The organism is Dactylosporangium sp. CA-139066, from assembly GCF_050936175.1.
Taxonomy (GTDB): Bacteria; Actinomycetota; Actinomycetes; order Mycobacteriales; family Micromonosporaceae; genus Dactylosporangium.
In genome coordinates, this window is the sequence record NZ_JBNJNH010000002.1 from 55198 (window position 1) to 67108 (window position 11911).

Annotated in this window: 12 protein-coding genes; 6 read left to right on the forward strand and 6 right to left on the reverse strand. The window is 73.6% G+C overall.

What is annotated here, in order from left to right; genetic code table 11:
• Positions 1–148 precede the first annotated feature (148 nt).
• The gene (locus ACQEVU_RS44725; RefSeq protein ID WP_433335499.1) at positions 149–493 is read left to right on the forward strand and encodes a plasmid mobilization protein; all 345 of its coding nucleotides are present in this window, start codon (positions 149–151) and stop codon (positions 491–493) included.
• A 10-nt stretch (positions 494–503) separates the two neighbouring features.
• Here ACQEVU_RS44725 and ACQEVU_RS44730 read toward each other — a convergent pair whose 3' ends face one another.
• Positions 504–1586, reverse strand: coding sequence for a glycoside hydrolase family 6 protein (locus ACQEVU_RS44730; RefSeq protein WP_433335501.1), 1083 nt, complete (start codon positions 1584–1586; stop codon positions 504–506).
• A gap of 141 nt (positions 1587–1727) precedes the next feature.
• On the opposite strand from ACQEVU_RS44730, the gene ACQEVU_RS44735 reads away from it, so the two are divergent.
• Together ACQEVU_RS44735 and ACQEVU_RS44740 are read left to right on the forward strand one after the other, a co-directional pair.
• Positions 1728–3692: a glycosyltransferase family 2 protein gene (locus ACQEVU_RS44735; RefSeq protein ID WP_433335503.1), complete on the forward strand. Its 1965-nt coding sequence runs from the start codon at positions 1728–1730 to the stop codon at positions 3690–3692.
• Positions 3693–3701: 9 nt separating this feature from the next.
• Positions 3702–4337, forward strand: a complete 636-nt coding sequence (locus tag ACQEVU_RS44740; RefSeq protein ID WP_433335505.1) for a class I SAM-dependent methyltransferase family protein — start codon at positions 3702–3704, stop codon at positions 4335–4337.
• A gap of 82 nt (positions 4338–4419) precedes the next feature.
• Here ACQEVU_RS44740 and ACQEVU_RS44745 read toward each other — a convergent pair whose 3' ends face one another.
• From ACQEVU_RS44745 to ACQEVU_RS44755, 3 genes are all read right to left on the reverse strand, one after another.
• Positions 4420–4590 carry a hypothetical protein gene (locus tag ACQEVU_RS44745; protein ID WP_433335507.1) on the reverse strand — a complete coding sequence of 57 codons (171 nt, stop codon included), beginning with the start codon at positions 4588–4590 and terminating at the stop codon, positions 4420–4422.
• 93 nt (positions 4591–4683) lie between these two features.
• Complete coding sequence (locus ACQEVU_RS44750; protein WP_433335509.1) at positions 4684–5370, reverse strand: alpha/beta fold hydrolase; 687 nt, start codon at positions 5368–5370, stop codon at positions 4684–4686.
• Positions 5367–6029 (reverse strand): DUF2625 family protein, encoded by a 663-nt coding sequence (locus ACQEVU_RS44755; protein ID WP_433335511.1) that lies wholly within the window; start codon positions 6027–6029, stop codon positions 5367–5369. Before ACQEVU_RS44755 ends, ACQEVU_RS44750 begins: the two co-directional genes overlap by 4 nt.
• A 119-nt stretch (positions 6030–6148) precedes the next feature.
• On the opposite strand from ACQEVU_RS44755, the gene ACQEVU_RS44760 reads away from it, so the two are divergent.
• Complete coding sequence (locus ACQEVU_RS44760) at positions 6149–6988, forward strand: SDR family oxidoreductase (RefSeq protein WP_433335513.1); 840 nt, start codon at positions 6149–6151, stop codon at positions 6986–6988.
• Between the two features lie 7 nt (positions 6989–6995).
• On the opposite strand, the gene ACQEVU_RS44765 is transcribed toward ACQEVU_RS44760, so the two are convergent.
• Together ACQEVU_RS44765 and ACQEVU_RS44770 are read right to left on the reverse strand one after the other, a co-directional pair.
• Complete coding sequence (locus tag ACQEVU_RS44765) at positions 6996–7730, reverse strand: tyrosine-protein phosphatase (protein WP_433335515.1); 735 nt, start codon at positions 7728–7730, stop codon at positions 6996–6998.
• Entirely contained in the window at positions 7727–9457 is a 1731-nt protein-coding gene (locus ACQEVU_RS44770; protein ID WP_433335517.1) for a protein kinase domain-containing protein, read from the reverse strand. The genes ACQEVU_RS44765 and ACQEVU_RS44770 overlap by 4 nt, the downstream gene beginning before the upstream one ends.
• A 106-nt stretch (positions 9458–9563) precedes the next feature.
• On the opposite strand from ACQEVU_RS44770, the gene ACQEVU_RS44775 reads away from it, so the two are divergent.
• Both ACQEVU_RS44775 and ACQEVU_RS44780 read left to right on the forward strand, forming a co-directional pair.
• Positions 9564–10784 (forward strand): GNAT family N-acetyltransferase, encoded by a 1221-nt coding sequence (locus ACQEVU_RS44775; protein WP_433335520.1) that lies wholly within the window; start codon positions 9564–9566, stop codon positions 10782–10784.
• A gap of 642 nt (positions 10785–11426) precedes the next feature.
• Complete coding sequence (locus tag ACQEVU_RS44780) at positions 11427–11804, forward strand: hypothetical protein (protein WP_433335522.1); 378 nt, start codon at positions 11427–11429, stop codon at positions 11802–11804.
• Positions 11805–11911: the final 107 nt, after the last annotated feature.

Here is an 11911-nt window from a genome sequence, read left to right on the forward strand (position 1 = left end):
GTCGTCCGGTTATCCGCACCAACCTGCGCGGGCGCGTGGCGACGCACGTGGCGATCGGCGTGACGGATGCCGGCCGCAAGCTGACCGTGGCGTTCATCTACACCGCGGAGACGAATACGGCGTACCCGATCACCGCATGGAAGCAGTCATGAGCGAGCCCAAGGAAGTCGACGAGGTCACGGGGCTGAGCCCGGCCGAGATGGAGGCCGCGGCCGAGGACCTGTACACGCACCGCGGCGAGGCCGCCGGCGAAGAGGTCCCGAGCGAGCCCGCCTCGGAGATCCGCTCGGTGGTGTCGGTGCGCTTCGGACGCGGCGAGCTCGACGCCATCGCCGCCGCGGCCGCCGCGGCCGGTCAGCCGCTTTCCACGTACATACGCAACGCCGCGCTGGCCGCGTCGGCGGTTATCGACGTCGAGGCAGCCCGACGAGAGTTGCGAACGGCCACAAAGGCGCTCGACGAACTACACCGCCAGCTCGGTACGGCCGCCTGACCGGCGCCCGTCAGGGGGAACGCTGGGCCAGGTCGAGGGCGTACTCCGGCCACCACTGGCCGGCGGGCGGCTCGCCGGCGCGGCACGAACCGTCCGACTCGCCCGGTCGCTTGATCCACAGCAGGGCGTCGACGCGAGAGTCGCCGGTGCCCGTCGTGGTGGGGGGCTTGCCGAGCAGGCGGCCGGGCGGGTTGCACCAGCGCGGGCCGCCGTTGATCTCGTCGGCCGGGTCGTCGACCGGGCCGGCGCCGTTGCGGCTGGTGTCGATCACGAAGTGCGGCTTGCCGGGGACGGCGTCGGAGACCTGTTTGCCGTACGCGATGTTCTCCTGCGTCGTGATGAAGTTCGCGACGTTGAGGGCGAAGCCGTCCGCGCGGTCGATTCCCGAGCGCTGCAGGGCCGTCGCGACCCTGCGGACGTCGGTGATCCAGCGCGGGTTGCCGGCGTCGACGTACACCGCGGCCGAACCCGTCGCCTTCAGCACCGCGACGGCGTCGGAGAGCAGGGCGTAGCGGGAGTCGGTCTCGCAGCCCTCCACGGCGTGGGCGATCGCGTCCGGCTCCAGGACGACCGCGACCGGCCGGCCCTTCACGCCGGCGGCGAAGGCGCGAATCCAGGCCTTGTACTCGTCCGGCGACGCGGCGCCACCGGAGGAGTACTTGCCGCAGTCGCGGTTCGGGATGTTGTACGCCACCAGGACCGGCAGCTGGGCCTGCGTCGCGGCGCAGGTCAGCACCGCGTCCACGCGGGCGGTCACCGTGGCCTGGCCGTCGCTGACCCACAGGGCCGCCGGGCGGTCGGAGATCTTGCGCAGGGTGGTGGCGTCGGCCGTGCGCTGCTGGCCGGTCCAGCGCTCGACCTGCTGGACCGCGGGCGCGTTGGGGTCGACGAACAGCGGGCGGCCGGCGAGGGGGTTGCCGGGCGCGACGGCCTGCGCGGCCGACGTGGCGGGCGAGCAGTTGCGGTAGCTGGCCGCGGCCGACGGGGCGGGGGCGTCCTTCTTGCCGCAGCCGGCCACCAGACCGAGGCCGCCCAGCGCCAGCGCGAGCATCACCGTCGCCCGCGTCCCGCCACCCGCCACCGCGTTCGCCACCACGGGAGGGTACCCCGGCGCATCACCCGGGCCGGGTTACCAGCATCACCGCGGATGTCGGCAACCTGGCTTTGGCCTATGCTCTCTGACGGTCAGGGCGGGGGAGCCTGAACACGCAGAGTGACGCAGCGGAAGGATCCCGTGACGGAGCCATTCGAGATCCCGGTGTTCGGGCGTTCCTGGGCTCGGCTGGAGAGCTACAGCCGGCTCGCGGGACCCCTGACTCCACCACCCGCCGGGAAGCCGTATCGGGTCCGTTACCGGGCGCAACGCAAGGTCAACGGGCGCCCGCGCGTCGTCGGGTCGGTCCTGATCGCGGTCTTCAACATCTGCTTCGAGGTCATCTTCTGCGTCTGGCTGCTGCAGCCGGCGCACTTCGCGCAGACCAACCCGGGGCCGGTCGCCAAGGCGGCCGGGATCGCGAACGTGTTCGTCATCTGCAGCATCGCGATCGTCGAGCTGCTGCGGCTGGTCAACGTGCTGTCGCTGTCGCTGGCCTCGATGACGGCGCGCGACCCGGTGCCGGTGACGCCCGACTCGAGCCTGCGGCTGGCGTTCCTGACGACGATCGTGCCGAGCAAGGAGCCGATCGCCGTCGTGCGGGACACGCTGCGGGCGGCCAAGCGCATCCGCCACCGCGGGGTGTTCGACATCTGGCTGCTCGACGAGGGCGACGACGACGAGGTCAAGGCCGTGTGCGAGGAGCTGGGCATCCGGCACTTCACGCGCAACGGGATCCGGCGGTACAACCGGCCGAAGGGGCCGTTCCGGGCGCGGACCAAGCACGGCAACTACAACGCGTGGGTCGACGCGCACGGCGACGACTACGACGTGCTGCTCGCCGTGGACCCGGACCACGTGCCGCTGGCCAACTTCGCCGAGCGGATCGTCGGCTACTTCCGGGACCCCGACGTGGCGTACGCGATCGGGCCCCAGTGCTACAAGAACGGCGAGGCGTTCGTGACCCGCGCCGCGGAGTCGCAGCAGTTCCCGTTCCACAGCGTCATCCAGCGCGCGGCCAACCGCTACGGCACCTCGATGCTGGTCGGGACCAACAACGCGATCCGGATCTCGGCGCTGCGCAGCATCGGCGGTCTCAGCGACTCGATCACCGAGGACATGGCGACCGGGCTGATGCTGCACACCACCCGCAACCCGGAGACGGGCCGGCGGTGGAAGTCGGTGTACACCCCGGACGTCCTGTCGGCCGGCGAGGGCCCGTCCAGCTGGAACGACTACTTCAGCCAGCAGCGGCGCTGGTCGCGCGGCACGTTTGAGATCCTCACGCGCATGTACTGGCGGCGGTTCTGGCGGCTGTCGCCGGGCGGGCTGCTGCACTACACGCTGATCACGACCTTCTACCCGTCGATGGCGATCGGCTGGCTGCTGGGCATCGTCAACGCCATCCTGTTCCTCGGCCTGGGCGTCAGCGGCATGACGATCTCGCCGCAGCTGTGGTTCGCGCTGTACACCGACGCCACCGCCTTCTCGCTCTGGCTCTACATCAGCAACCGGCAGTACAACGTGAGCCCCTACGAGCCGCCCGACTCCCGCGGCATCAAGGGCATGCTGATGTCGATCATCGCGGCGCCCATCTACGCCGTCCAGCTGCTCAGCACCGTGTTCCGGCGCCCGGCCCGGTTCGTGGTGACGCCGAAGGGCTCGAGCAGCACGCGCGACGGGCTGCGCACGTTCCGCAACCACCTCGGCTGGGTCGTGCTGCTGGTCGCGGCGATCGTGGTGTCGTTCGTGCGCGACTACGCGGCCCCGGCGTCGCTGCTGTGGCCGTGCGTGGCGCTCCTGGTGTGCCTGCTGCCGCTGGTCCTGTGGCGGCTGGACGCCCGCCTCGTGCGCGACCAGTCCCGCGCGGCGGCGCTGGAGCGCGAGGGCGAGGGCAAGCGCCGCCCGGAGCTGGTGCGCCAGGCCGGGACCCCGGAGCACGCCGGCGACATCACCATGGAGATCCCCAACGCGCTGCTCAAGGAGCGGCTGGCGGCCCGGGCCGGCGGCCAGCTCGAGGACGTCGGCGCGACGATCATCATGCCGAAGGTCAACGACGTGCCGGCCCCGCGCCGCCCACCGCGGATCGAGTACCGCGACCACTAGATTCGATCCATGACCGACGCCTGGGTTCGCTGGCACGACAAGTACGACGTCCCCGGCTCGTCGCTGTCGGTGCGGCTCGACCTGGTCGCCGCGCACGTTGCGAGAGCCGTCGACGCCCGCCCGGCCGGGCCGGTCCGCCTCGTCAGCGCCTGCGCCGGCCAGGGCCGCGACGTGGTGCGGGCGCTGCGCGAGCACCCGCGCCGCGGCGACGTGACCGGCCGGCTGGTCGAGCTCGACCCGGTCAACGCCGCCGACGCCCGGGACCGCATCGCCGCGGCCGGCCTGTCCGGCCTCGAGGTGCTCGAGGCCGACGCCGGCGCGACCGCCGCCTACGCCGGGGCGGTGCCGGCCGGCGTGATCCTCATGTGCGGCGTCTTCGGCAACGTCACCGACGAGGACATCCGCGCGACCGTGCACGCGCTGCCGGAGTTCGCGGAGCCGGGCGCGCGGGTTATCTGGACCCGCCACCGCGGCGCCCCGGACGTGACGCCGCGGATCCGCGGCTGGTTCGCCGAGGCGGGCTTCCGCGAGGTCGCCTTCGACGCCCCCGAGCCCTTCTCCGTCGGCGTCGGCGTCCACGAACTGGCGGCGCCGCCCCGCCCCCTCACCGCCGATCGCCGGCTATTCACGTTCGTCACCGGCTGAGCGCCAGGGGACGGGGAAGACGCTCGGCGTCGGCGTGCACGAACTGGCGGCGCCGCCCCGCCCCCTCACCGCCGATCGCCGGCTATTCACGTTCGTCGCCCGCTGAGCGCCAGCGGACGGGGAAGACGCCCAGCTTCGCCTCGTGCTGAGGGTCGCCCGCGCTCGCGTGGCCGGTCGGTTTCGCGCAGCGGACCTCGACGTCGCCGGTAGCGGTCGTAGTGGTCTTCGTGGCGGTACAGGTGTTGATCTCCATGCCCGCCAACACTAGTCGAACATACGTGCGAAGACACCCGCGATCAAGGAATTGACCTGCGGAAACGTCCCGTCCGTGCCCGGCCGTCCGAATTTACTCGCCGTCGAGGAAGCCGAGCACCGCGGCGGTGAACTGCGGCAGCGCCATGCTGTGGATGCGGTGCCCGACCGGGATGGTGACCAGCCGGGCGTCGGGGATGGCCGTCACGACCGCCTGGAGGCGCGACGGCGGGATGTGGCTCCTCGGGCCGCCGGAAAGCACGAGCGTCGGCGCCTCGATCGCGGCGAGGGCCTCCCACCAGCCGGGGTCGGGCTCGCGCAGCTGCGCGATGGCCGAGGTCAGCGCGTGACGGTCGAACCGGCGCCGGGACAGGCCGCCCGCGAGGCCGGACAGGGCCAGGCGGGTGCGGGAGAAGCCGCCGGGCGGCCCGGCGCGCGGCGGCGCCGGCGGGTCCTCGAGCACGAGCCGCCTCACCCGGGCCGGGTGCCGCTGCGCGACCACGGACGCCGCGTAGCCGCCCAGGGAGTGGCCGATGAGCACGACGGGGTCGGGGCCGAGCTCGTCGAGCAGTTCCGCCACGTCGTCGGCGTGGTCGCTCAGGGTGTACCGCGGAAATCTCGGGCTGTCGCCGTGCCCGCGCAGATCGGGGGCCACGACGCGGTAGCCAGGAACGGCCCCGACCGCCCGGCCGAACGCGTCCCAGGTGGCCCGCCCGCTGCCGCCGCCGTGCAGCAGGACCATGACCGGGCCGCGCCCGGTGTCGGTGTAGGCGAGCGTCATGCGCCCAGCTGGTCGGCCATGTCGTGTTTCACGCCGACGATCTCCCACATCGGGATGGCGCGGCGGCTGCAGCTCTCGATGTCCTTGCCCTCCCGGGTGAACAGCGGCGGCAGCACGTTGATGCCGTTGTCGAGCGGGCAGGCGGCCACCTCGTCGCGCCAGCCGGGCCACCGCCAGCTCAGGTAGAACTGGTCGAGGGCGCCGCCGAGCATGGCGTACAGCCAGTCGGTGTAGCCGAGGGTCAGATCTTCCCAGCGCAGGGTGTCCGGCGCGAAGTAGTGAATCGTGGGCCGGCCATCCTGCCCCGAATGGATTTCCCCCTGGCGCCACACGAACTCTCCGCCCAGGATGTCCTGGGCGACGAGCAGCCCGGCGGGCGCGAACGCCTCGTTCGCCTGGTGGATGTCGGCGAGCCGCCGCCGCGGGTGGCCGGAGCCGAAGACCCGCAGCCAGCCGCCGTCCACCACCAAACCGCCGCTGCCGTACACCAGGGCGCCCAACCAGGACGTCGTGCTCACCTGCAGCCGGTGCAGGCAGGTCGCCGCCCGATCGGGATCGGCCGCCAGGACCTCGACGGCATACGGGGAACCGGTGACCGCGGCCTCGATCTCGGCCCACGCGGACCGGTCGTCGGAGATCAGCTCCGCCAACGAGCGCACCCGCCAACTGTACGGCCGGTTCCCGGGTCGACACGAACGGCGGAAATGCGTCCTGAATGATTGTCATTCACGTTTCTCAGACTGTCGGTCGGCGGATACTGAGAGTCACTATGCGGAACATGACTCGTCGCTGGTTGATCACGGGTTGCTCCACCGGCCTGGGGCGCGCGCTCGCCGAGGCGGTGGCGGCGTCCGGGCAGCAGGTGCTCGCCACAGCGCGGCGCCCCGAGACTCTCGAAGACCTCCGGGACCGCTATCCCCGCACGCTCGCCACCTGCGTACTCGACGTACGCGACCCCGACGACTGCCACAACGCGATACACGCCGCGCTCGCCCGCTACGGCGGCGTGGACGTGCTGGTGAACAACGCCGGCGTGGGCCACTTCGGCGCCGTCGAGGAGGTCACCGACGCCGAGCTCGAGATGCAGCTCGCGGTGAACCTCGTCGCACCGTGGCGGCTGACCCGGATGGTCCTGCCGCTCATGCGGGCGCAGGGCTTCGGCGACATCGTGATGGTGTCCTCGACCGCGGGCCGCACGCCCATGCCCGGCCTGGGCGCGTACGCGGCCGCCAAATACGCCCTCGAGGGCATGGTGGACACCCTCGCGCTGGAGCTGGCGGGCAGCGGCGTGCACGTGATGGCCGTCGAGCCGGGCGCGTGCGCCACCGAGTGGGGCGCGTCGCTGACCGAGTCGGCGGAGCACGTCGCGGCGTACTCCGGCGTCGTCGAGCCCGTGCGGGCCGGCGTGCGGGCGCTGAAGACGCTGCCCATGGCGAGCCCGCCCGAGCTGTTCGCGGCCGAAGTGCTGCGGCTGATCGCCGCCGACGGGCGCCCGGTGCGCACGCCGATCGGCCAGGACGCCTGGACGCTGCTGCTGGACGCCGCCCAGCGCGACTACACGGCCCTGCTCAACGCCCGCCCGGCGCCGGCCGCGGCCCAGGTGCCGGCGCCGGTGTAGACCGGCGTCAGGCGGCCACCACCAGGTTGGCCCGCAGGGCGGCGAGGTCGTCGTCGGTGAGCCCGTTCTCGCGGGCCCACCCCTGCATGTCGCCCCAGCGCACCCGGACCTGGTCGAGCGTGCTCGTCATGAACGCCGGCTCCGGCTCCCATGCCGGCAGCGACGCCGGCCGCGGCGGCAGCCCCAGCCGGTCGACCACGACGGCCACCCGCTCGTGGATCGTCGGCATGGCGGCGGCCGTCGCGGCGTAGTCGGCCGCGATCGCCTCCTCGGGCACGCCGAGCAGGCCCAGGACGATCGCGGCCAGCACCCCGGTGCGGTCGCAGCCGGCCTCGCAGTGGAACACCGCCGGCAGGCTGCCGGCGCAGGCCAGGTGGCGCACGGTGCCGGCCAGCACCGGTCCCTTCTCGGCCAGCATCGCCACGTAGTGCCCGACGAGGTCCTCGGCGCCGCTGACGTCGGCGATCGGGGCGGAGTAGTAGCCGACCCGGGCCGACGACAGGGGGCCGCGGCCCAGCTGCAAGACCTCGTACTCCCCGCGCAGGTCGATCACGGTGGACAGGCCCAGGTCGCGGACCAGGCGGTGGGCGTCGGCCGGGGTGGCGTACGCCAGGGAATCGCTGCGGAAGAGCACGCCCGGGCGCACGGTGCCGCCGTGCGCGGGCAGGCCGCCGAGGTCGCGGAAGTTCACGAGCCCCTCGAGCTTGCCGGCGAACGGCCGGCGGCGGCGCCACCACCTCACCAGATGAGGTCCTTCACCCAATGGGTGAACGTCACGACCCAGCCGACCTCGCGCAGGTAGGCGACGCCGGCCGCGGTCAGGAACAGGCCGGTGAGGGCGTGCGCGCCGGTGGCGCCGCGCCGCGGGCGGCCCAGGCGCTGCTCGAGGATGAGCCGGCCGAGCAGCCGGGCCAGCGCGAACACGCCGACGGCGACGACGAGCACGACCAGGAACGCGATGAACGGGCCGGTGAGGCTGCCCTGGCTGTCGAGCGCCCACAGGCCCCAGCAGATGAACGCGATCATGGCGCCGACGCCGGTGTACCGCCACCCGATCTTCAGCTGCCGGGCGCGCTCACCGGGGGCCGGGACGTAGCGCGGCCGGCGGTCCTCGTCCGGCTCCACGGGCATCATGCCGGTCGGGTCCGGGGCCGGCCGCGGGATGACCTTGGCCCGGCCGCGCATCTGCGGCACGCCGTCGGCGTTGACCGCCACCCCGCCGTGCGAGACCGGGGCGCCGGACACCGGCGGGGCCGAGACGGGCGGGGAGGACACCGGGCGGGCCGGCGGGGAGGACACCGGGCGAGCCGGCGGGACCGTCTGGTGGAACGCGGTGGCCGAGTTGACCGGCGCGGACGCCGAGCGCAGCGCGACGAGTTCCCGCTCCAGGCGCTCGATGCGCTGGTAGGCGTCGGTCTCGGTGCCGCTGACCGACGGCCGCGCGCGCCCGACGACGCGCCCGTTGTCGGTCGCCTCGCCCTCCTGCCAGTCGCAGCCGACGTCGGGCAGGCCGGAGCGGCGCACCAGCTCGGCCAGCCCGCCCAGCCAGGACGGCAGCTCGCGGGTCAGCGGGCGGTCGGCGGGGCGGTCCGCCAGCGGCGCGTGCAGGTGGTCGCGCAGGGCCGGGAGGCGCTCCAGCAGCGGGTGGCGGCGCAGGACGCTCCACGCGGGCGGCGAGGCGTCGGGCGGGCCGCCCTGGTCGCTGCGGCCGTCGACGCGCGGGTAGGCGCCGGTGACCATGAAGTACGCCACCGCGCCGAAGCCGTGCACGTCGTACGCCGGGCCGACGTACTTCACGCCGCCGAACGCCTCCGGCCCGCCCGACTCCGGCGTGTAGGCGATCTGGGTGATCTCCTCCTCGCGGAAGTACCGGGCGCCGGTGAAGTCGATCAGGCGCACCTCGCCGGTGGCGAGCACCATGAGGTTGGACGGCTTCACGTCCATGTGCAGCACCGGCGTGGCGCCGCTCTGCTGCGGCTCGTGCAGGTGCTGCAGTACCGAGGCCAGGGTCTTCAGTGCCGAGACGGCGTTGAGGCGGCGGGCACCGGGTGCGGCCGCCGCGCGCTGCACGACGTACTCGCGCAGGTTGACCCCGTGCAGGTAGTCGTACACCTGGTAGGGCACGGCGTCGCCCGGCGCCGGGCGCTCACCCGGGCGGTGCGGCGGCGGCCCGTAGAAGCCGTCGGCGCGCCGGCAGATGCCGGGGACGCCGCGGTTGTTGAGGTCCATGAGCGCGGCGTCGCCCTTGTCCCACGAGCGCAGCTCGTCGGCGATCGGGCGCTGCGGGTCGACGCGGAAGACCTTGACCGTCATCGGCGCGGAGGTCACCCCGCCGCAGATGCGCACCGCCCGATAGACGTCGGCCTGGCCCCCCGAGCCGATGTGCGCCACCAGGCGGTACCGCTGGAACGTCTCGGGCAAAGGGCTGGCCGGACCACAGACCAGGTCCAGCAGCGCACCCTGCGTCATGATGTGACTCCCCCTAGCAACATGTTGCCGGCCCCCCTACGGTTCGAGAGTAACGAGCGCGCAAATCGGTCGCGCTCAGTGGAGGTCACGAGGTAGACACAACGTGATGAGCGACTACGTGCTGCGCACCGCCACCGAGCAGGACCGCGACGGGCTCGTCCGGGTCCGTCGCGAGGCGTTCGGGATCACCGGCTCCCCCAACCCCGACGACACCGTTCGCACCGTCCTCGAGCCGCCGCGCAACCATCTCGTGGAGCACGACGGCGAGGTCGTGGGCGTGGTCGGGGCGTTCACCCGCGACATGGCCGTGCCCGGCGCCGTCATCCCCGTGGCGCACGTCACGGGCGTGGTCGTCTCGCCGGTGCACACCCGCAAGGGCCTGCTGCGCCGCATGATCACCCAGCAGCTGCACGACTCGCCCGAGGCCGTCGCCGCCCTGTGGGCCTCCGAGGGCCGCATCTACCAGCGCTTCGGCTACGGCCTGGCCGCCCAGAACATGACCATCCGGGCCGACCGCCGCGACCTCTCGGTGCGCATGCCGCCGGCGCCGGGCCGGCTGCGCTCCGCCGTGCCCTCCGACGTCATCAAGGAGCTTTCCGAGGTGTACTCCCGGGTGCTCCCGACCCGCCCCGGCTGGTCGAGCCGCAGCGATACCTGGTGGCGGCACCTGACGTCGGATCCGGAGCACCGGCGCGAGGGCGGCACGGCGGCCCGCGCGGTGCTGTTCGAAAACCCGGAAGGCGTCGTCGAGGGCTACGCCCGCTTCCGGATCAAGCCCGGCTGGGACGACAATGGCCCCAAGCAGGAGGTCAACGTCATCGAGGTGGCCGCGACGACCACGGCCGCCTACGCCGAGCTCTACCGGTTCCTGCTGCGCATCGACCTCGCCCGCACGATGGTGCAGGGCTGCTCCAGCGTCGACGAGCCGCTCTTCCACATGGTCGACGAGCCGCGCCAGCTCGGCGGGAAGGTCGGCGACGGCCTGTGGGTGCGCATCATCGACCTGCCGCGGGCGCTCACCGCCCGCAAGTACGCCGCGCCCGTCGACGTCGTCCTCGAGGTCACCGACGCCCTGCTGGAGGCCAACGCCGGCCGCTGGCGGCTGCGCGTGGGCGCGGGCGGCGCGCTGGTCACCTGCACCCCGGCCGACGGCGAGGCGGACCTCACGCTGGACATCGCCGACCTCGCCGCGGCGTACCTGGGCGGCACCCGGCTCGGCGCCCTGCACCTCGCGGGCCGCATCAAGGAGCACCGCCCGAGCGCCGTGGCCGCCACGAGCACCGCGTTCGGCTGGCCGGTCACGCCCAACTCGATCGAAATCTTCTGATCCGTCGGCGGGCGGCGGCCGAGGCGGTACTGTCGGCGCATGGGTGGGATCCAGCGCCGGCGGCGCCGCATGCGGCAACATCAGCCGGTGACCTCGCCTGTGCCCGCACCGGAGGAAGCGCTGAGCCCCGAGTCCCCCGACGACGCGGCCCCGCCCGCTTCCGAGGGCGCACCGCCCACCGCTTCCGAGGACGCACCGCCGCCCGGCTCCGAGGGCGCGGCCGCACCCGCCCCTGACGACGCCGGACGGCACGCTTCCGAGGGCGCGGCCGCACGCGCTTCCGAGGGTGCAGCGTCGCGCTGCTCCGAGGGCGCGGACCCGCGCGCTTCCGAGGGTGCAGCGCCGCGCGGCTCCGAGGGTGCAGCGCCGCGCGCTTCCGAGGGAGCAGCGCCGCGCGGCTCCGAGGGAGCGGGCCCACGCGCTTCCGAGGCCGCGGCTTCAAACGCTTCCGGCGCCGCGGTCCCGCCGGGCGCCCTCCCGCCCGGCTCCGGGGGCCCGGCCCGGCCCGCCTCCGAGCCCGCGGCGCGACCCGAGGGATCATCGACTCAGCCCAGCGGCGACGGTCCGGGCAAAACCGAAATTTCGGATTTGCCCGTTGGGGCGCCTTCGGGACAAGCCGACGAAGCGGCGTCGCCGAAGCCGGTGCCGCGGCCGCCGTCGCCGCATCACCTCGCCGAGCTGTCGGGCACGTTCGCGATGACCGCGGCCGTGCACGACCCCGAGCCGGCCGTCGCCGAGCCGCACGAGGACGAGCATCACCACGACGACCACCCGCAGCACCACCATGAAGCCCACCACCATCACCACCACGAAGAGGTGGTGTCCGAGCGCGGGCTGCGGGGACTCGTGGGCGGCGGGGCTTCCCAGGTGAGCGTCTCGGCGGCGATGCGGGCCCGCGACGCCGCCCGGCCCAGTGACGACGACATCGCCGCGGCCGAACGCGACCTGCAGATCATCCGGCGCGGCTGGGTGCCGCGCGAGGAGCTGACCCGGCCCGGCCGCCGCTCGCCGACCAGCTGACGCCGGCGACCACCGCGCCATCCAGCACGTCCCAGCGCCGCGCAAAGAGCCGACCCGACCAGTCCGACGCCGACGACCGTCGCGCCGTCCAGCACGGCCCGGCGCCG

Coding starts and splice junctions, on each gene's coding strand:
- ACQEVU_RS44760 (WP_433335513.1), top strand. CDS start 6,149: ATGACTCGTCGCTGGTTGATCACGGGTTGCTCCACCGGCCTGGGGCGC.
- ACQEVU_RS44770 (WP_433335517.1), bottom strand. CDS start 9,457: ATGACGCAGGGTGCGCTGCTGGACCTGGTCTGTGGTCCGGCCAGCCCT.
- ACQEVU_RS44750 (WP_433335509.1), bottom strand. CDS start 5,370: ATGACGCTCGCCTACACCGACACCGGGCGCGGCCCGGTCATGGTCCTG.
- ACQEVU_RS44775 (WP_433335520.1), top strand. CDS start 9,564: ATGAGCGACTACGTGCTGCGCACCGCCACCGAGCAGGACCGCGACGGG.
- ACQEVU_RS44745 (WP_433335507.1), bottom strand. CDS start 4,590: ATGGAGATCAACACCTGTACCGCCACGAAGACCACTACGACCGCTACC.
- ACQEVU_RS44740 (WP_433335505.1), top strand. CDS start 3,702: ATGACCGACGCCTGGGTTCGCTGGCACGACAAGTACGACGTCCCCGGC.
- ACQEVU_RS44725 (WP_433335499.1), top strand. CDS start 149: ATGAGCGAGCCCAAGGAAGTCGACGAGGTCACGGGGCTGAGCCCGGCC.